14 protein-coding genes, 1 tRNA gene and 1 other annotated feature are annotated in these 19,926 nt (G+C 44.6%); of the genes, 1 reads left to right on the top strand and 14 read right to left on the bottom strand.

Going from position 1 to position 19,926, the window contains the following annotated elements; all coding sequences use genetic code 11:
- Positions 1-2: 2 nt before the first annotated feature.
- The 12 genes from pheS to leuB all read right to left on the bottom strand — a co-directional run bounded on the left by pheS (position 3) and on the right by leuB (position 15,578).
- On the bottom strand, positions 3-1,037 hold the full coding sequence (pheS, locus tag MH215_RS18335) for a phenylalanine--tRNA ligase subunit alpha (RefSeq protein WP_056698620.1): 1,035 nt from the start codon (positions 1,035-1,037) through the stop codon (positions 3-5).
- 56 nt (positions 1,038-1,093) lie between these two features.
- Positions 1,094-1,359, bottom strand: a binding site (T-box leader).
- Positions 1,360-1,485: 126 nt separating this feature from the next.
- Positions 1,486-3,375 (bottom strand): ribosomal protection-like ABC-F family protein, encoded by a 1,890-nt coding sequence (gene abc-f / locus MH215_RS18340; RefSeq protein ID WP_239292392.1) that lies wholly within the window; start codon positions 3,373-3,375, stop codon positions 1,486-1,488.
- A gap of 502 nt (positions 3,376-3,877) precedes the next feature.
- Positions 3,878-3,948, bottom strand: a tRNA-Gly gene (locus tag MH215_RS18345).
- A gap of 211 nt (positions 3,949-4,159) precedes the next feature.
- Positions 4,160-6,289: a bifunctional diguanylate cyclase/phosphodiesterase gene (locus MH215_RS18350; protein ID WP_056698625.1), complete on the bottom strand. Its 2,130-nt coding sequence runs from the start codon at positions 6,287-6,289 to the stop codon at positions 4,160-4,162.
- A gap of 334 nt (positions 6,290-6,623) precedes the next feature.
- Entirely contained in the window at positions 6,624-7,580 is a 957-nt protein-coding gene (locus MH215_RS18355; RefSeq protein WP_056698628.1) for an aldolase catalytic domain-containing protein, read from the bottom strand.
- Positions 7,581-7,672: 92 nt separating this feature from the next.
- Positions 7,673-8,968, bottom strand: a complete 1,296-nt coding sequence (locus tag MH215_RS18360; protein ID WP_239292394.1) for a hypothetical protein — start codon at positions 8,966-8,968, stop codon at positions 7,673-7,675.
- Positions 8,965-10,080 (bottom strand): DUF58 domain-containing protein, encoded by a 1,116-nt coding sequence (locus MH215_RS18365; protein WP_239292405.1) that lies wholly within the window; start codon positions 10,078-10,080, stop codon positions 8,965-8,967. The genes MH215_RS18360 and MH215_RS18365 overlap by 4 nt, the downstream gene beginning before the upstream one ends.
- 2 nt (positions 10,081-10,082) lie before the next feature.
- Entirely contained in the window at positions 10,083-11,051 is a 969-nt protein-coding gene (locus MH215_RS18370; RefSeq protein WP_239292407.1) for an AAA family ATPase, read from the bottom strand.
- Positions 11,052-11,187: 136 nt separating this feature from the next.
- Positions 11,188-12,291 carry a PAS domain-containing sensor histidine kinase gene (locus MH215_RS18375; RefSeq protein ID WP_239292417.1) on the bottom strand — a complete coding sequence of 368 codons (1,104 nt, stop codon included), beginning with the start codon at positions 12,289-12,291 and terminating at the stop codon, positions 11,188-11,190.
- 534 nt (positions 12,292-12,825) lie between these two features.
- The gene (locus MH215_RS18380; RefSeq protein WP_024628323.1) at positions 12,826-13,242 is read right to left on the bottom strand and encodes a hypothetical protein; all 417 of its coding nucleotides are present in this window, start codon (positions 13,240-13,242) and stop codon (positions 12,826-12,828) included.
- A 359-nt stretch (positions 13,243-13,601) separates the two neighbouring features.
- On the bottom strand, positions 13,602-14,141 hold the full coding sequence (locus MH215_RS18385; RefSeq protein ID WP_128101064.1) for a peroxiredoxin: 540 nt from the start codon (positions 14,139-14,141) through the stop codon (positions 13,602-13,604).
- Between the two features lie 351 nt (positions 14,142-14,492).
- On the bottom strand, positions 14,493-15,578 hold the full coding sequence (leuB, locus tag MH215_RS18390; protein ID WP_239292427.1) for a 3-isopropylmalate dehydrogenase: 1,086 nt from the start codon (positions 15,576-15,578) through the stop codon (positions 14,493-14,495).
- A gap of 233 nt (positions 15,579-15,811) precedes the next feature.
- On the opposite strand from leuB, the gene MH215_RS18395 reads away from it, so the two are divergent.
- Positions 15,812-16,792 carry an aldo/keto reductase gene (locus MH215_RS18395; protein WP_145047990.1) on the top strand — a complete coding sequence of 327 codons (981 nt, stop codon included), beginning with the start codon at positions 15,812-15,814 and terminating at the stop codon, positions 16,790-16,792.
- 223 nt (positions 16,793-17,015) lie between these two features.
- On the opposite strand, the gene MH215_RS18400 is transcribed toward MH215_RS18395, so the two are convergent.
- A complete protein-coding gene (locus MH215_RS18400) occupies positions 17,016-18,557 on the bottom strand; it encodes a 2-isopropylmalate synthase (protein WP_239292428.1) in 1,542 nt (513 codons plus the stop codon).
- Between the two features lie 179 nt (positions 18,558-18,736).
- Positions 18,737-19,729, bottom strand: coding sequence for a ketol-acid reductoisomerase (gene ilvC, locus MH215_RS18405; RefSeq protein WP_056698659.1), 993 nt, complete (start codon positions 19,727-19,729; stop codon positions 18,737-18,739).
- Positions 19,730-19,926: the final 197 nt, after the last annotated feature.

A 19,926-nucleotide genomic window follows, 5' to 3' on the forward strand; every position in this document is an offset into this window, starting at 1 on the left:
GATTATAGCCGTCCGAATTGCTTGAGGAATGCCATATCACTGTTATAGAAATGACGGATATCGTCGATGCCATACTTCAGCATGGCAATACGCTCAACACCCATACCAAACGCGAATCCGCTATACTTCTCAGGATCGTAACCACCCATTTCTAATACTTTCGGGTGAACCATACCACCGCCAAGAATTTCAAGCCATCCTGTTTGTTTACATACACGACAGCCGCTGCCACCGCATTGTACACACGTTACATCCACCTCAGCACTTGGCTCAGTGAATGGGAAGAAGCTTGGGCGCAGACGAATTTCGGTGTGAGCACCGAACATTTCACGGACGAATTGCAGCAGTGTTCCCTTCAGATCGCTCATACGAATGTTCTCGCTAATTACGAGACCTTCGACTTGATTGAATTGGAAGGAATGCGTTGCATCATCATCATCTCGGCGGTACACCTTACCTGGGCAGATGACTTTGACAGGAACCTCACCCTTCATGCTCTGCATCGTGCGCACCTGAACAGGCGATGTGTGGGTACGCATCAGCAAGTCTTCTGTAACGTAGAAGGAGTCTTGCATATCACGTGCTGGGTGATTCTTAGGCAGGTTCAAAGCCTCGAAGTTGTAATAGTCCATCTCTACCTCGGGTCCCTCCGCTACACGGTAGCCCATACCGATGAAAATATCTTCAATCTCCTGTACCACTTTAGTCAGAGGGTGTAATCCACCTTGACGTCCTCGACGTCCTGGAAGAGTGACATCAATTTTCTCTGATTGAAGACGTTTCGCTGTCTCTTCCTTCTGGAACTGAATTTGCTTGCTGTCGATGACTTCCTCGATCGCACTACGTACATCATTCGCAACCTGCCCAATGACTGGACGTTCCTCTGCACTTAATGCACCCATACCGCGCAAAATCTCAGTCAATGCACCCTTTTTCCCTAAATACTTTACACGCAGATCACCCAGCGTCTGTGGATCGTTCACGCCAGACAACTGTTCCAACGCTTCGATCTTCAATGCCTCTAAACGTTCTTTCATGTGTAAATGCCCCCTTTTATGGTGTAATTTGCAACAAAAAAAGGCCTTTTCTCCCCAAAAGGGACGAAAAGACCGTGGTACCACCCTTGTTAGACAACAATATTGCTTGAAACTACTAGCTTGCAATACGTCTGTCTCACTTTGTACGGAATAACGACCGTTAACCGTTTACCCCTACTGTCGCAGCACAAGTGCATCATCAAGTTCAGGGAACCGCTTCGGAGTGAATTTCGGCAGCCTTGTTCTACAGAAACGCTCTCAATCTACGGCGCTTCCTCCCTGTACAGAGGCACTGCTTACTTATCTCCATCATTGCGTTTACATGTTAGAAAAACCTATATCAACAAGCTTCAAGTACGTACAGCCTCTCTTCGAGGCAAGCTGTTGATGATCGTTCATTATTATATTCAATATCTAATGAAATAGCAACCGTTAAGCTTTGTACAGATCAATTCGATTGATACAGTTGCCCCAGCCGCTGCTTGATACGCTGAATTTCCGCAGCTTCCTTCGCTCGTTCCTCTTCCGGTTCTAGCTTCGTCTGATCTTCGCTATCTCTTGTGGCACTATTCATTGGAGATAACAACTCAGACAGTCGCATCTCCAGACGCAATCGTTCATCATCAGAATCTCTGTTTTGTAATGCCGATTCTCTTAGAACATGGGATTGTTCCCAGTCTTCTACCCCACCTTCGAAGTAAATCGCCGAACCATCTGATTTAAGTTCAAGCAACCGATTGGCAAGCACTTTGGTTAACATTCGATCATGTGAGACTAAAACTAATGCACCGGAAGCCTGTTTTAATACATTTTCCATAACTTCCTGGGTATCAATGTCGAGATAGTTGGTTGGTTCGTCTAGCACGAGCAGGTTAGCTCCTCCAAAATATAGCCGCAAGAAAGCCACTCTGCACTTCTCTCCCATACTCAAATCCCCAATTCGCTTGAATACATCTTCTCTAGAAAAGAGGAAACATCCCAAAATCGTACGTGCCGCACTCTGTGTCATGGAAGGCAGACTAAGCAAGCTGTCCAGCAATGTCTGCTCTTCTGGAAGTCCTTCGAGTTCTTGCGAAAAGTAACCGATCTTCAGCCCGGGATTCCTTGTCACATCCCCTTTTACCGGATCAAGCTCTCCGATCATCAGTTTAAGCAATGTCGTCTTCCCCGTACCATTGGGGCCACGTACAGCCAGACGATCTCCTCGTTCCACTGCAACGTTCAATCCATGAAATAGAGGATTCCCTACAGGATAAGCAAACTCAACCTGATTCAATCTTAGGAGCTGGCGTGCACCGAGAGAATTCATATTCAGGTCCATGTTTAACCGAGTAGCCTCTCGCGGTTTATCCACGCGCTCGTTCTCCAACCGTTCAAGTTGCTTTTGCTTGGCATGGTAACGAGAGATGTTCTTGTTTGCCTTGGCTTTGTAAAAGCTCTGGGTGATTTTGACCTCAACGTCGGTTGCTGAATTATGCGCTTTATGAAACCACTGTTGATAGTTGCGAATCGTCTCTTCTAATGCCTTCTTCTCCAGCTCTTGTTTACGATACAGAGCTTCCTGTTCACGTAATTCCCGTTCTTTGTGGCCTTTGTATGCGGTGTACCCACCCTTGTATTTGACGAGTTTGTCTGAGTTAAACTCAATAACCCCTGTTGCCACTTCATCAATAAACGTTCGGTCATGTGACACAAACAAGAGTGTGCCTGTATAAGCGGATAGCCATCCCTCTAACCAGCGCATGCTTTCTTCGTCCAAGTGGTTCGTTGGCTCATCCAGAATGAGAAACTTCGGTTTACTGACCAATAATCCAGCAAGCCTAGCTTTTGTCTTTTGTCCACCACTCAAAGAATCATAGGGTCTGCTCCAATGCTCAGACGTTAATCCAAGCCGTGTTAAGACCTTCTCAACCTCAGTCTCCCACATATAACCGTTCAATTGCTCGTATTCTTCCATCGCTACCGTGTAGGCTTCCATCCATTGCTGTTCTTCTCCGGCACCACACGAACTTAAACGTCCTTCCAGTTCCGTGAGCTTACGCTTGACCTCGTAAATTTGCCCACTCTCCTGACGGACTGCATCCAGCACCTTCATCCCAGGTTCGATCTGAGAGCGTTGGCGCATAAATCCCCAGTTCCGCTCTGGTATAGCACGCTCGATCCTTCCTCCGCCCTCTTCTTCCCCTAGAATCATACGCAGCAAAGTCGTTTTGCCACAACCGTTAGGTCCCAGAATCGCCAGTCTCTCCCCTTCATTAATTTCCAGCTGCAATCCTGTAAACAATTCTATTCCGTTCCATTCCTTAGATACTTCATGTAAGCGCACCAATGTCATCATGAGGCCTCATCCTTCCCGCTTCCAAAATAGGTTGTGCGGTCATTGTAGGAAATGCAATCACCTTATTTCCTAACAAAAAAACCGCTGGCATCAGCCGGCGGTTGGGCAATTCAGGATTGGAAAAAGCATCACAAAACAGGCAAAAGATAGCCCCAAGTATAAGCAAATAAACCCAAACATTGGGTACGGCCATCTAGCCTACTCGCTCTACACTTGATCCCATTGCTGAATTTGGACACACGAATCCCCTCATTGCTCAGCCGGGCTGGCTGACTGCGTCATCAAAAAACGTCTGCAGTTAACTTGGGTTCAGTTCATGTGTCTTACTTCATGGGACGTATGGTTACCTCTCATTCATGTGTAGTATCAATTTCTCTGTTATTGTAACAGATGTTGGTAAAAAAGCAAAGGTAGCATCGTGATCATTCTCCAGATCCTAATTGGAACTGAACACGCAAAAAATCCCTTGCTATATACAGCAAAGGATTTAAGCATACCGTTAAGCGGGTGATGGGAATCGAACCCACGCTATTAGCTTGGAAGGCTAAAGTTCTACCATTGAACTACACCCGCATGATAAGTTTCAAACCAATGTTCTGATGATATATCAGTCGCATAAACGATCTAAGGAAAATATCCTTAAATGTGTTAAGCAATTAACATTAATTTTACAATAATAATATAGCATGAGCAACAATGATGTGCAACTCTTATTTCCGTTCAATGAATCATTTACATCCAAAAAAAGACAGAAGCGCCTGAGCGCTCCTGTCCTCTCTGTGTCTTATCCTGCTGGTTTATCAACATCTCGTAGAAACTTCGTCTCGAAATCCGATGGCAAGATTGGTTTGCTGAAAAAGTATCCCTGGGCTTCATGACAATGCTGATCACGTAGAAATACGAGCTGTTCCTCATTCTCCACCCCTTCAGCTGTAACCTTCAACTGTAGATGGTGCGCCATCGATGTAATTGTGGATACAATCGCTGCATTGTTGCGATCCTCCATCACTTCATTCACGAAAGAACGATCAATTTTGAGTCGGTCAATTGGCAAATCCTTCAGATAGTGAAGAGAGCTATATCCTGTGCCAAAGTCATCAATACTAATATGAACACCAATCTCTTTAATTTTGCGTAACTGCTCAAACGCACGATCTTTATCAAATGTCATACTTTCTGTAATTTCAAGTTCAAGCCACGCTGGCTCCAGACCCGTTTCATTAAGTATTCCACTAATATTGTCCAGCAAATGGGAGTGTCTAAACTGTCTCATCGACAGGTTCACGGATACACATAATTTACGATAACCCGCTTCTTGCCAGATTTTATTTTGTTTACATGCCTGACGTAGCACCCATTCACCCAACGGAACAATCAAGCCGCTCTCTTCCGCAAGTGGAATAAATTCTGCAGGGGATATCGATCCTCTCTGCGGATGCTGCCAGCGTACGAGTGCTTCCATACCTACGACAAGTCCACTCGCAAGGTTTACTTGTGGTTGGTACATTAGATAGAACTGTCCACGATCTAGCGCTTTACGCAGGTCGTTCTCCAGTTGAAGACGCTCTTGAGCCTTCATCTGCATGGCATGAGCGTAACGATTCAACTCCAGCCCCTGTTCCTTCGCATTATGCAGCGCCGTGTCTGCATTCTGAATGATCTCCTCAGGTGACTCACCATCATGAGGGAAGATAGCCATACCAATCCCTAATGTAAGATGATATTCATTGCCATCAACCATGACCGGTTTTTCGAAAAGTTGCAAAATGGATCTTGTACGGCGCAAAGCCGTATCCGTTGTATAGAAATCCGTCATAGCAATGACGAATTCGTCTCTTCCCAGACCAAATACTTCTTCACAAGGCAGAGAGGAGTGCTTCAAACGTTGTCCTACCTGATGTAGAACTCGATTGGCTGCCTGTTGACCAAGTGAATCATTAATGGTTTTGAAGCGATTGATATTAAGCACCAATACCCCTACAAGCTGTTCCTGGACTACCGCTTCGTCCATCATTGCTTTCAGTCTCTGAGAGAGACGTCGGCGGTTAGGAAGTCCAGTCACATCTTCATGATGGGCAATGTAATTCATCCGCGCTTCAGCAGCCTGCTGTTTGAGGAACGGTGTATCGACCACAGAGGTGTATAACCCTTTTTGAATGAAATAGTACCCAATACAATTACTCAACAAACCCATTAACAGGTTGATATCATTAACCATTGTTGCAGAGACCCAGTAACATTCGGCAAATAGAAAACTCAGCGTTCCATACAGAATATAAGGAAGGTCTCCATCTTTATTTTTCTTCCACTTATAAAATAAAACGATAGCGGATACGCCATATAAGACGCCTACCAAAAAGTGAAACTGCGTAAATGTATAGCTGAGCATATCTTCTTCAAGCAGTTTAGGTAATCCGCTCCAATTTTGAATTCCCAAAGTGTACAGAATAACAAATCCACCAAGTGTTCCACTAAACAGCAAGAATTTGCGTGGTAATGCAATTTCTTTTTCGCTCACTGTATAAATGAACAATAATCCTACCGCACAGATTACTGATCCGAGTGTCATCATTTTCAACGAAAGCTCCGATTCAATCATCGCACCATTCGGAATTTCTTCGGCAAATAGAACGATATGAACCAGTTGAAACAGACCCACTAACAAAAATAAGGTGGTCAGTAAAACCCTGCGTAGGGTTAATTTGGGCGTTTGGAACAAGAGGCTTTGATTGTAAATCCCAATACATGCTGCCGCTGCAGCAAAACCACTCAAAAGCATTAAAACCGGATAACCTGATATGATCAGATCAGAGCTTGTAGAGGAACGAAACCATTGACTAACAATGTAAAGCAATAAGCCACATACTAGGGCCAAAATAACTACTTTTCTCTGATCTTGCAGTTTAACCTTCATGCATACTTTTCCTTCCCGGGGTCACCTATCCTGAATAACGTTTCCTCATCTGTGATGGTCTTTCTGAAATTTTCAAAAGTTACATCATTCGACATTTATTTATTTTACCAACGTTCAAATTACATGCTTCAACATGCTGTCTGGTACATAATAACATTTATATCCGCAGACGTGAACAAAAAAATAATCGTATATAGGAATAATTATTCATGACTCATCGAGAAATAAGGTACTTAGAACTAAAAAAAACACGTTCTCCATAGAGAGAACGTGTTTTTGTGAGTTTAGCAACAGTCCATTGGACTGTTTTTTATACATTTATGCATGTTTATGCTTACTTATCAAAATTCACTTCTGGTGTTGTCAGTTTGTCATAGAAATCAACAACTTTATCTTTATCTTCGGAAGACCGAAGTGCCATTGCAGAGCGAGGATGCTCGTCCAATGTACCTGTAATCATGTATGGCAGGATGTAACCCCACTCTTCTTTCTCACGAAGAGGTACCATCAATTGCTCCAATACACCCAGTACAGGACGTAAGTTGTATTTAGTTCCCTTCAGGTGAGCAACCAACAATTCCGTTGGACAGTTCCCTGCAGCACGACCCATACCGTACACCGAAGCATCCAACAATTCCACACCAAGCTCTGCCGCTACAAGTGAATTGGAGAATGCAAGCTGCATGTTATTGTGAGTGTGCACGCCAAGACGTTTGTTTGGAAGATGTGTTTTGAATTTCTCTACAAGGTACTTCACATCATTATGATCCAAGCTTCCGTAGGAATCTACAATGTAAACAACGTCTACAGAACTGTCTTTGATCATTTCGAATGCTTCCAGCAGTTCATTTTCCATAACATTGGACAACGCCATAATGTTAAGTGTCGTTTCGTAACCACGATCATGGAACGTTTGAACCAGCGCAAGCGCTTTGTCTACATCTTTGCTGTAGCAAGCCACACGGATTAGATCCAGCATGCTTTCGCTGCGTGGCAAAATGTCATTTTCGTCCACACGGCCAACGTCTACGAGTGCAGACAGTTTGGTGTTTCCTTTTTGCGGAATAACCTTGCGTAGGAAGTCATCATTCAGAAAACGCCAAGGGCCTGCATCTTCGGCACCCTTCAGCAGTTTAGGAGAGTTTTTATATCCAATTTCCATATAATCAACGCCTGCTTCATTCAATCCAGCATAGAGCTGTTGAACAAAGTCCACGCTAAAGTCCCAGTTATTAACCAACCCGCCATCCCGGATCGTACAATCTACAATTTTGCAATGATTTGTCTTCATTTGTCTGCTCCTTTTCTGACCAACTTGTGTATTCCTCTCATGATACTTGAACGTGACAAGAAAAGTAAAGGGATAAACGTGCTATTCTGTAACTAGGACTTCCATATTTGATCCAATTCATTCATTTTAGTATTATCGGGCGCTTTCTTTCCATAACGCACAGCATTATACGCATCCGGCAATATCGTAGATAACCTTTTATCCTCTTGTTTCGATCCCTCACGTTGAACAATCTCACCTGTTTCTAAAGGTGTCTGTGAACCTTCAATATGAACCCCACTACGCGTAGCGCTGTTAATCCATTTTCGGTAGTAAAAACGAATTCGATCTCTGTCCTGCGTGGGGAGAGGTTCTTTCTTGCGGAACCAAGGCTTTCGAACTTTAGTCGGAGCTGCAAGAGTCTCACTAATATCCATATATTCCGTTGGTGGAGTCATCTTCTTGTCTTTAGAATTCATCATGCCTTTCAAACGCTCCATAAGTCTGTGCAGTGCACCTTGCCCCCATCTCATCATAAACCAGAGAATGACCAAGATCACGGCAATGAGAACCACCCAGCCAAGAATATCCCACAGTATAGAGGGCTGTGAGTCTCCTTCTGTCGTCTGTTCAGGCAACATGGGTGTATTCATGGACTCCGCTGGCGGTATAGGTATTTCCTGCCCAGAAGTGTTCAATAACCCTCTTATCCAGGCAAGTAAGCGATCACGCAAAGGACCTAACCAAGCAACAAGGCTGGGAAATGCTCCAATAAGCCCGATTGTAATTAAAATCCACATTAAACGCTGGCGATTAGCTCTCGCAAATTCCCGTAGAACCATCCTTCTTTTGCTATCATTTAGTATGGCTCGATCCATTTGTGAACTATACAAGGTTATCATCCAACCGGCGAAGCAAATTACGCCTGATACATATAGACTTGTCACATACGGCTGCAACAAATGAAACGGTTCACCCCAACTCGAAGCCACGCTCAGCAGAATGGAACTAGACACCCCTACAAGCTGCAACCTCAACGTCACGGTGGAACGGAGATATGGACCTGAGGTAAGTCCGATATAAGCAGAGATCATCCCCCACACGCCAACTGTGTATAGTTCAAGCCATGGAAGAGATAACGTAAGGTGAGTCGTTAGAAATACAACTGCACCTAGTACAATAGCTACGCCCAAACGGTAGAATGCATGACTCCCCAAGCGAGGAAGTCGATGCTGAACGAGTACCGCTAATCCTGCAGTAATAATATAGTAGAAAAATAGCGTATAAGGTAACGATCCCGACGCGTAAAGGGAGGTGAGTGTTAAGATGGGGTAGATATAGATACCGATTAACAAAACTGCAACACACAAAAGCCCTAACTTAACCTTCGATGAGATGGAATCATTCATGCACTCACCGCCTTGTTACTCGTTGTCACTTGCTCTACAGGAAGAATAGTTACACGATGTCCTTGTTCATGCAAACGTGCAATTTCATTCTCCATGGCAGGAGACACATACGTTGTAATCAATAGATAACTTCTCGCCTGCTGTGCTTCTTCATTCCGCAATACCTCATCACGCAAGAACTGCTCCATGGGTACCATACATTTCAATTCAATCTCAGCCATTGCTTCCAGCAATAACTCCAAATGAGGGCTACCATAGTCTGGTTCGATCCTTAATGGCTCATGTCCGCCGCCTATTCGATAACCATTATGGGCAAAACCTGCAGGTAGACCACGCCCAATGGCATCCACAACTGCGGTTGCAGCATAACGAAGAGCTCGCTCAATCGTCTCGGGCTTAGTCACCACACTCCACATGTCTGCGGATTCCTGAATATTGACTACAATCCATGATTGCGGATCTGCTGTCCAGCCCTGCTTATACACCTGCAATTCCCCTGTACGCGCACTAGCTTTCCAGTGTATTCGATTCATGGGGTCACCCGCACCATACGGACGTACACCTAGGATCAGAAAAGGATCTTCCACAATCCAACGGGACACCTCTACCTCTCCCTGCCATACTTCATAAATAGCCGGTAGATCCTCAGGCCGAATCAAGGAGGGGTACACAATCATGGAAAGATGCATGGGAATAAGCTTGGAAGTACGCCATACTCCAAAAAGATCCCCACCTGTCATTGTAATGCTCTGCATCGTATATATCCCACGGCGACTGCATACCAGAGGATGCTTGCGTGTAATACGGGTAAACGGTTTCAAAGTAAAGATACTCTTATGATTCTGATAGATCTCACCTTGGCTAATCGCCATCCCTGAACCGGTACGGAAAACGAATGACCCTGGTAGCATGGCCTCAAGTCGCAGCCATGGTACAGACACTCGTTTCTCATTAGCTATCGTCTCTACCATCTCCAGCTCATCGCCAGCATAACAGCGCGACTTACTAAAGTGCCTTGAATACGTGAGCTTACGTAATGCAGAGCGCCCAAACCACAAGCCATGTATACCTATAACAATGCCGCCAACAACGACTAACCATAGCAAATTCATAATTATCGCCCACTGCCAGCAGTCATGTTCTCCGTCGGTACTTGAACGTTATTCAGAATATCCTGAATGATTCGTTCTGCCATTCCTTCCTGTTGGCGCATTCGATTACGGAACACCAAGCGATGTGCAAGTACTGGCTCTGCTAAGCCTTTAATGTCGTCAGGTAGAACGTAATCTCTGCCATGCAAAGCAGCCCATGCTTGGCTCGCCTTAAGAAGAGCCTGCGCTCCACGAGGACTAACCCCTAGGGACAGCTCTGGATGCTTGCGCGTTTCCTCTGTGAGCTGAATGATATACGTCAGCAGATCCTCATCGATCTGTACAGACTTATAGGTCTGTTGAGCTTCAAGTAGCTGCTCACGCGTGATAATGCTCGATAGATCAGCGACGGAGCGGCTTGCCACAGTACGTCTCAAAATCTCTACACTCTCACCTTCGGTAGGGTAGCCCATACGAATCTTCATCATAAACCGATCCATTTGCGCTTCTGGCAGAGGAAATGTTCCTTGGTTATCAATCGGATTTTGCGTCGCGATGACTATAAACGGGTATTCAAGCTGTCTTGTGGAACCGTCAATACTGATCTGCCGTTCCTCCATACACTCCAATAAGCTGGACTGGGTTCGCGGCGTAGCACGATTGATTTCGTCCGCAAGTACAAGGTTAGCAAACAGTGGACCTGGTCTGAACTCGAAATCCCCTGTTTTCTGGTTGAAGAAATGAATACCTGTGAGATCCGACGGTAGCAAGTCCGGTGTGAACTGGATGCGTTGGAATGTACAATCAAGCGAAGCCGCTACTGACTTGGCTAGCATTGTTTTACCTGTACCTGGTACATCTTCAAGTAAGACATGACCTGAGGCAATAATAGCAGTTAACACCAGCTCCATCGTGTTCTCTTTCCCTACAATCACCTGACCCACATGATTCAACAGTTGTTTGTTCATCTGCTCCATTCCTTGAATATCCATTCGCAATTCACCTTTCCTTCCATAAACTACATTTATGTATTCGCATTCATTTTAACTATAACCCTATTTAGTTTAACAAAAAACAACAGGAATCGGCTAATTGACCAATTCCTGTTCGTTGTTTTCACCTTTAAAGTTACACAAGGGGGAGCATAATTTTAAATTGTGTGCCTTCCCCTTTTTTGCTATCCACAGAGATTGTGCCTCCATGATTCTTAATAATGCGATAACTGACAGATAGCCCAAGTCCTGTACCGCTTTCTTTTGTGGTAAAGAATGGATCGAACAAACGTACAAGCGTATTATGATCCATTCCATGACCGTTATCCACGATAGAGATCTGAACAAATTTATTTTCCGTGCTGGTGGATATTCGAATTAAGCCAGGATGTTCTTCTCCTACATCTTCAATTGCATCCATTGCATTTTTGACCATATTCAAAATAACCTGTTTAATCTGTTTCACATCGATCGAAACATTCAATGGCAATTCTGCTTCATCCAGGGTAATCTCGCACCCCTTCATCAAGCCTTCACTTTCAGTCAGCAAGACCACCTCTTTGAGCAAAGAGTCCACAGACATGATGGTTTTCTGGGGCGCTGACGGTTTGGAGGAATTCAGAAATTCGTAGATAATATCGTTGGCTCGATCGATTTCAGTTAGAATGATTCTGGCGTACTCGTCCTTCCCTAATTGCAACAAGTGCGGGCGTAGCAGCTGGATGAATCCCCGAATGGCTGTCAATGGATTACGAATCTCATGAGCGATCGATGCAGAAATTCTCCCCAACATCGCAAGCTTGTCATTTTGATAGGCCGTCTGTTCAATTTGTTTGTAGTCGGATACATCCTTAACACTGAACAGAAAATCCCCATCCATCTGATCTCCATAGGTAACCGTGACCAGCCAGTGCCTGCCATACTCATCAATCAGTTCATGATATCGCTTACGATGGAATATGGTTTCCCGATAAATACGTAAAATTTTCTTTTTCTTGAATCGGCTCATCTGGGGAAGATGCATCATTTGCATGAGTGTGCATCCGTTGAGCAGGCTCCGCGGGAGCTCCAACAATTTTGCCATCTGTACGTTAATAAACGTCAACACACCATTGCTGTCAAACAACATAATACCGCTATCCAGGTGCTCCAGGACATTCTCATACTTGTTGTTATCCAGGGGTACAGGCGGAAAACCATTCGTTAATTGAGGGACTGTATCCTGAATTTCACTAATCACGTCAGGTTCCTCCTTTTCACGTAAATGATAAACTTGCCATTCGGACATCATATCATCACAGAAACAGGAAGGGCCGATTTAAATTCTCTTTACCGGAGCCCTTTCGTTAGGGGGCTGAGCCGAAAATATGGATGGTGCGTCCGGAACCCAAGCTGGTTTTATCTCCGTAACCAACAATCGATCCGGAAAACGATATACGTATGTTCCATTCTGACCTTGTCCTATTCCCATACACGAACACTTTTTGCTCCGCCTCTTTTGCAAGTCTGTTTTTATCATAGACAAGTTTATAGAATGGAGTCAATCGGAGAAAGTGTCGAATGGAAATTTTTTTAAGAAAAACCTCGAAATTGCTAAGTTTGAATACACAAAAACGAAGCTGATTCGCAAGCATAGCGAAAAAGCTTCGTTTATTTCATATTTCTTATAGACGTTGTTTGAGAAATCGCTTTTTGGATTCGCAGCCCGCCTCTCGGCATCATTCTCATCCAACATGTCATGGATTTCAATTGATACTATATGCGTCAAAAAAATCTATAAGCCACTTTTATTATGCTGGATTTTGAGTCTGCGCTGGCTCATCACGGCTAATCGACGCTTGAGCTCACTTTCCCATTTCTCATCCTTCATTTCCTTCGCAAGTCGAAGCAGATCGAGCGACATATCAATCTGGCGTTGCACAATGACCATGGCATCTTCGCTTTCGCGGTTTACACAATTTTCAAAGATAGCATCTTCGTCTTCTGTGACATAGTCTTGAAAATCAATCTCTGAAGCACCATCTCCATGTGCATACTCAGCAAGAATTTCATATTCATTTTCGACTTTGTAATGTACCTCGACCCGATGACATACCGGACAAAACAGCAGGGGAACATTATGAACCTGGGTGCGGTAATGCTTCAGCGTGCCCTTAGTTCCCACCATACTTGCCCCACAACAGTAACTCATTTTTGTTCACCCTCCTTATTACGTGTCGGGATTCAAAAGTGTGCAAATCACATCCCGTACACCTGTAGCACTTACCGAAAAGGGAATAGTTCCAACGGATTTCATATGCTTCATTATCTGAGAGCAATCATACCGGATAATTTACCGGGTTTCCATACCCTATTCGCCTTTATGCCCTTCAATTCCTCTTTCACGAGGATAAAATATGATCATTCTTATAATACATCATTAACACGTTTCCATACGAATCTAAACATCTTTGGACAACTCCTTTTTCAATCCGAGAAAAAGGGTGCAAAAAGCCCTCAATCCCGTGTGGGATGAGGGCTTGAACCTGACGCGTTCAAGTTAATTCTGGCTTACAGGTTGTTGTCGCCTGGTTTCCAGTTCATTGCACACAATCCGCCGGATTGCAGTGCTTGCAGTACACGAAGTGTTTCTTCAACACTACGACCTACATCATTGTGGTTAACTACTTGGTATTTCAATTCGCCTTCTGGATCGATGATGAACAAGCCGCGCAATGCAACGCCTTCTTCTTCGATCAGAACGCCGTAATCTTTAGCCACTTGCTTCGTGATATCAGAAGCGAGCGGGAAGTTCAATTGACCCAGACCATTGCTGTCTACAGGTGTGTTGATCCATGCTTTGTGGCTGTGTACAGAGTCCACGCTCACGCCAAGGATTTCAGTATCCAAAGCTTTGAATTGCTCTGCAGCAACGCTCAAAGCTGTAATTTCAGTTGGGCACACAAATGTGAAGTCCAAAGGATAAAAGAAGAATACAAGCCATTTGCCACGGTAATCGGACAGTTTCACGGAACCGAAATCTTGTCCGTCTCCTGATACTGTTTCCATTGCGAAATCTGGTGCTGGTCTACCAACCAAACGTTCTGCCATAACTAAAAATTCCTCCTTTGGGATTATGTAAGCATCCATATGGATTGCTCATCATCAGGTAGAAACGCAAGCGTCTCTCCTGTCATTAAATGAATTTGATACTTGATAACAAGTACAAGTAAAATGTTATCATCCGGACTTCTCAAAGTCAAGATTATAAACGTTATTTTTTTATAATAATTATAAATAAGGATTTTTCGTGCCAAAATCATCATGCACGCGTTCAAAAAGGGCGGATGTCGTCAGGCATCCTTCGTAATCAAAAGTGGACTTTTTGAACAACCTCATACAGGAACAGCCCTCTGTATCTTCCATAATAGGAGACAAAGGGCTGTCTTGTTGATCGTATAATTACGCCTGTTTCTGGATCGCTGCGACGATCAAGTCGCCCATCTCCGTTGTACTGATCGCTGCACTCTTATCTACAGCAATATCGCTCGTACGGTGTCCTGCATTCAGCACATTGGACACAGCCGCTTCAATTGCATCTGCTCCTTCTGCGTAACCAAAGGTTGTACGGAACATCAGAGCAAGTGATAGAATCGTTGCGATCGGATTCGCCAAACCTTGACCCGCAATATCTGGCGCAGAACCGTGTACCGGCTCGTACAGACCAAAGCTGCCTTCTCCAAGAGATGCAGATGCGAGCATACCGATAGAGCCTGTCAGCATTGCTGCCTCATCACTCAGAATATCGCCAAACATATTTTCCGTTACGATCACGTCAAAGCTAGCTGGGCGACGAAGCAACTGCATTGCACAGTTGTCAACAAGTACATGTTCCACTTCAACGTCCGGATAATCCGGTGCTACCCGGTTAACGACCTCACGCCAGAGGCGGGATGTTTCCAGTACGTTCGCTTTGTCTACAGAAGCGAGTTTTTTGCGACGGCCTTGAGCAATTTCAAATGCTTGACGAACGATGCGCTCCACTTCCGTTACATTGTATACGCAAGTGTCTACAGCTTCTTCACCTTGTGAGCCTTCACGTCTGAATTTCTCGCCGAAGTAAATTCCGCCAGTCAACTCACGTACAACCATGAGATCCGTACCTTCCAGCACTTCCGGTTTCAGTGTGGATGCGTCTTTCAAGCAATCAAATACAACTGCCGGGCGTAGATTGGAGAAAAGTCCAAGCGCTTTACGAATACCAAGCAGGCCAGTTTCAGGACGCAACTCCTTGCTATTATTATCCCATTTAGGACCGCCTACAGCTCCAAGCAGTACTGCGTCAGCACTTTTACATACGGTCAATGTTTCTTCAGGAAGCGGTGTACCCTTCTCATCGATGGCAATTCCGCCAAACAAAGCATGTTCTGTTTCAAAACGATAACCGAATACTTCTTCTGTGCGTTTAAGTACTTTTTCAGCCTCAGCTACGACTTCTGGTCCGATTCCATCTCCAGCAATGACTGCAATTTTTTTTACTTCTGCCATGGTTGTCCACTCCTTGTATCAATTCATTATAACTATTCACGAAGTAACGCTCTCATATTAACTCTCTCTTTTGTATCATATTTTGAGGTCATTTGACCAAGATATACAATCTATGACTTTAATAGATTTTACCTATAAGCAGTTCAATCTTAACGTTTATAAGTTGTTCCGCTTCTCTCCATAAGGTAAAATATAGCTGAATTCAAATCAGGTACGCAGGAGGGATAATCACCATGCAATATTCGTATTTGGGTAAATCCGGTCTCAAGGTTAGTCGTATTTGTCTTGGTACCATGAATTTTGGACCCATCACAGACGAGAAAGAAGCCTTTCGCATTATGGATGCCGCGCTGGATGCAGGAGTGAATTTTTTTGATACCGCTAACATTTATGGCTGGCGTGAGAATTCAGGTCTGACAGAAGAGATTATTGGCCGTTGGTTCAGCCAAGGTGGCGGCAGACGTGAGAAGGTTGTACTTGCAACCAAAGTCTACGGCTCCATGCATGATGAGAACGACGGTCCTAATAATGAGGCTGGACTATCCGCATATAAAATTAGACGTCACCTGGAAGGTTCCCTGCGCCGCCTGCAAACCGATCACATTGAACTGTATCAGATGCACCATGTTGATCCTGTTGTTACCTGGGACGAGTTATGGCATGCGTTTGAGAACGCAGTGCATCAGGGGAAAATTGGCTATGTAGGTTCAAGTAACTTTGCGGCTTGGCAGATTGCCATTGCACAGAGTGAAGCTAAAAACCGCCATTTCCTTGGTCTCGTTTCTGAACAGCATAAGTATAGCCTCAATTGTCGTTTACCTGAGCTCGAGGTTCTTCCAGCCGCCAAAGAATTAGGCTTAGGCGTAATTCCATGGAGTCCTCTAGATGGTGGACTGTTGGGACGTAATGCGCTCCAGAAGCTGGAAGGAACGCGAAGTGGCGGGATCTCTGAACGGATCGAACGTCAGCAATCCCAACTGGAGCAATTTGCGGCGTTATGTCGTGAACTTGGTGAGCCACAGGATACAGTAGCCCTTGCTTGGGTAGCTGCGAATCCAGCAGTTACAGCACCTATTATCGGCCCACGTACACTCGAGCAGTTTGAGACTTCGCTCAAATGTCTGGAAGTTACGCTAGACGAGGAAGTTCTTAAGCGCTTAGATGAGATTTTCCCAGGTCCTGGTGGACATGCCCCGAACGCTTATGCTTGGTAATATTTGAATGAACCTGATAGCGTACTTCATATCTGAATGAACCAGCAGTTGTATCGTCTTATTTATGCTGTGAGATAAAATCATAGGATAGCCAAAAAGTCTGACCCTTGTAACAGTAAGGAAGTCAGACTTTTCTGGTTTCATCAACCTATGATTCTCTGTGACTACACGTTAGCCCAGACATTACATAGCGATTTCACTCAATGCTGGCTGCAAAAGTATATTACAGATTCACATTTACTCGGTTCGTGTATGTTTTTCGTTTCTCAATCAATTGGTTTACACCATCTACATAGGCACGCGCACTTGCACCCAAAATGTCAGTGCTTACCCCACGTCCCTGTACAGACACTTCATTTTGGGTAAGAACAACATGAACTTCACCCAATGCATCCTTACCATGTGTAACGGATTTGATCGAATAATCGGATAAAGTTACCTCTTCCCCACTAACCAGGTCAATAGCATTGTAGATCGCATCCACAGATCCATTTCCTTCAGCCTGCTGTTCGATTGTGTTACCCTCGAGGGTGGTGATGCGAACTTTCGCTGTCGGAACAGATTCATCCCCGTATGTTACAAAGATGGATTCCAGTTTATACACCTCAGGTGCATCCTGCAATTTCTCTTCAATCAGAGCGAGTAGATCTTCATCCGTAACTTCTTTTTTCTTATCTGCCAGATCTTTGAATTGGCCAAATGCGCGATTCAGCGCTTCTTCCTCCAACTCATAGCCTAGCTCGATCAAACGTTCACGGAAAGCATGACGTCCGGAATGTTTACCCAGTACAAGTTTACTTTCCTTCAGACCAATAGTCTCTGGTGTCATAATCTCATACGTAGTTTTCTCTTTCAACATGCCATCCTGGTGGATTCCGGATTCATGTGCGAATGCATTAGCACCAACAATCGCTTTATTTCCAGGCACAACCATACCCGTCAAGCGGCTCACGAGACGACTAGTCCGTGCAATTTCAGACAGTTGAAGTGATGTTTTGGCTTGGAAAAACTCTTGGCGAGTCTCCAGTGCCATCGCAATCTCTTCGATTGCTGTATTGCCCGCACGTTCACCGATTCCGTTAATTGTACCTTCAATCTGGTCAGCACCATTCAGGATCGCGGCAAGCGTATTTGCTGTAGCCATTCCCAGGTCATTGTGGCAATGAGCACTTAGCTGTACTTTTTCGATCCCATGTACATTCTCTTTGAGATGTTTGAAAATGTTACCGTACTCATAAGGGCTCAGATAACCGACTGTATCTGGAATATTAACAACGGATGCGCCTTCCTCAACTGCCATATTCACCATTTCTACAAGGAAATCGTACTCTGTACGTCCCGCATCCTCCAAAGAAAATTCAATTTTAGAGAACGTTTTCTTTGCATAACGAATTGCAGAACGAGCCGTATCAAGCACCTGCGCTTTGTCCATACGCAGTTTATGTTGACGGTGAATCGGTGACGTTGCCAAAAAGACGTGAATACACGGATCCTGTGCACCTTTCAGCGCTTCTTTTACAGCATCAATATCTTGTTCTCTCGAACGAGAAAGGCCAATTACTGTAATATTTTTCACCGCTTTGGCTACCGCGTTCACTGCTGCCAGATCCCCTGGAGAAGCTGCTGGAAAACCCGCTTCCATCCGGTCAATACCAAGCCGCTCCAGCTGGTGTGCAATCTCTACCTTTTCACGAGTGTTTAAGTTAACTCCCGGAGATTGTTCTCCATCACGCAGCGTTGTGTCAAATACATAGATTTTACGCACGCTTCGCACCTCCTTGACTTGATTATTATTCAGGCAATTGGGTTCATTTCATTACCGTCGTTCATAGACGACAACAATTACCTTTTGTCTCTTTAAACCAGTAATAGCGGCTCACGCATAAGCACGGCCGCTATTTCCAGTTGAAACTGTGAATTGCTATAATTCCTTAAACGAAATGCTTATTTCTTGATCCAGTGCATCATCTCACGCAATTGTCCGCCAACCACTTCGATTGGGTGTTCAGCTTCGTTGCGACGAGTTGCTGTCAGGAATGCGCGTCCGGATTGGTTCTCCAAGATGAAGTCGCGTGCGAATTTACCTTGTTGGATATCCGTCAGTACTTCTTTCATTGCTTTCTTCGTATCTTCAGTTACAACGCGAGGTCCAGTTACATAGTCACCGTATTCTGCTGTATTACTGATGGAATCACGCATACTTGCAAGTCCACCTTCATACATCATGTCAACGATCAATTTCAACTCGTGCAGACACTCGAAATATGCCATTTCAGGAGCATAGCCTGCTTCTGTCAATGTTTCGAATCCAGCTTTTACAAGGGCACTTACACCACCACACAGAACCGCTTGCTCACCGAACAGGTCAGTTTCTGTTTCTTCACGGAAGGAAGTTTCGATAACGCCTGCGCGTGTGCAACCGATACCTTTTGCATAAGCCAAGCCGATCGCTTTTGCATTGCCTGTTGCATCTTGCTCAATCGCGATCAGACCAGGTACACCGAATCCTTCCACGTAAGTACGACGTACCATGTGGCCAGGGGACTTAGGAGCTACCAGCAATACATCGCTGTTTTTTGGAGCAACGATTTGACCGAAATGAACGTTGAAACCGTGGGAGAAGAGCAATGCAGCGCCTTCTTTGAGGTTTGGTTCGATTTCGTTTTTGTAAACAGAAGCTTGTGTTTCGTCTGGCAACAAGATTTGAACGACATCAGCACGGCTAGTTGCTTCAGCTGGGGAAAGAACTTCAAATCCATCATTTTTTGCAGTATCGAAGGATTTACCTTCACGAAGTCCGATGACTACGTTCAATCCGCTATCACGCAAGTTTTGAGCTTGGGCATGGCCCTGGCTACCGTAACCAATTACGGCAATCGTTTTTCCTTTCAATACGCTAAGCTCTGCATCCTGTTCATAATAAGTAGTTACTGGCATGTTTATAAGTCCTCCTTTGTATTGTAAAGAACCCTTCATTAATGAGCGGGTGTCTCAAGGGACCGACACGTTAAGTTGATTTAACGTGGGTTGGTCTGATTCGATCCGTTCAGACACCCGCTCGTTAATGCGGGTGTGTATTTCTCTTTTCAAGCGTTACATCACTAAAATGTTAAGTTGCAGGCAGTGCCAAATTT

It is taken from the genome of Paenibacillus sp. ACRSA (assembly GCF_022346845.1).
Taxonomy (GTDB): Bacteria; Bacillota; Bacilli; order Paenibacillales; family Paenibacillaceae; genus Paenibacillus.

Coding starts and splice junctions, on each gene's coding strand:
- pheS (WP_056698620.1), bottom strand. CDS start 1,037: ATGAAAGAACGTTTAGAGGCATTGAAGATCGAAGCGTTGGAACAGTTG.
- abc-f (WP_239292392.1), bottom strand. CDS start 3,375: ATGATGACATTGGTGCGCTTACATGAAGTATCTAAGGAATGGAACGGA.
- MH215_RS18350 (WP_056698625.1), bottom strand. CDS start 6,289: ATGAAGGTTAAACTGCAAGATCAGAGAAAAGTAGTTATTTTGGCCCTA.
- MH215_RS18355 (WP_056698628.1), bottom strand. CDS start 7,580: ATGAAGACAAATCATTGCAAAATTGTAGATTGTACGATCCGGGATGGC.
- MH215_RS18360 (WP_239292394.1), bottom strand. CDS start 8,968: ATGAATGATTCCATCTCATCGAAGGTTAAGTTAGGGCTTTTGTGTGTT.
- MH215_RS18365 (WP_239292405.1), bottom strand. CDS start 10,080: ATGAATTTGCTATGGTTAGTCGTTGTTGGCGGCATTGTTATAGGTATA.
- MH215_RS18370 (WP_239292407.1), bottom strand. CDS start 11,051: ATGGATATTCAAGGAATGGAGCAGATGAACAAACAACTGTTGAATCAT.
- MH215_RS18380 (WP_024628323.1), bottom strand. CDS start 13,242: ATGAGTTACTGTTGTGGGGCAAGTATGGTGGGAACTAAGGGCACGCTG.
- MH215_RS18385 (WP_128101064.1), bottom strand. CDS start 14,141: ATGGCAGAACGTTTGGTTGGTAGACCAGCACCAGATTTCGCAATGGAA.
- leuB (WP_239292427.1), bottom strand. CDS start 15,578: ATGGCAGAAGTAAAAAAAATTGCAGTCATTGCTGGAGATGGAATCGGA.
- MH215_RS18395 (WP_145047990.1), top strand. CDS start 15,812: ATGCAATATTCGTATTTGGGTAAATCCGGTCTCAAGGTTAGTCGTATT.
- ilvC (WP_056698659.1), bottom strand. CDS start 19,729: ATGCCAGTAACTACTTATTATGAACAGGATGCAGAGCTTAGCGTATTG.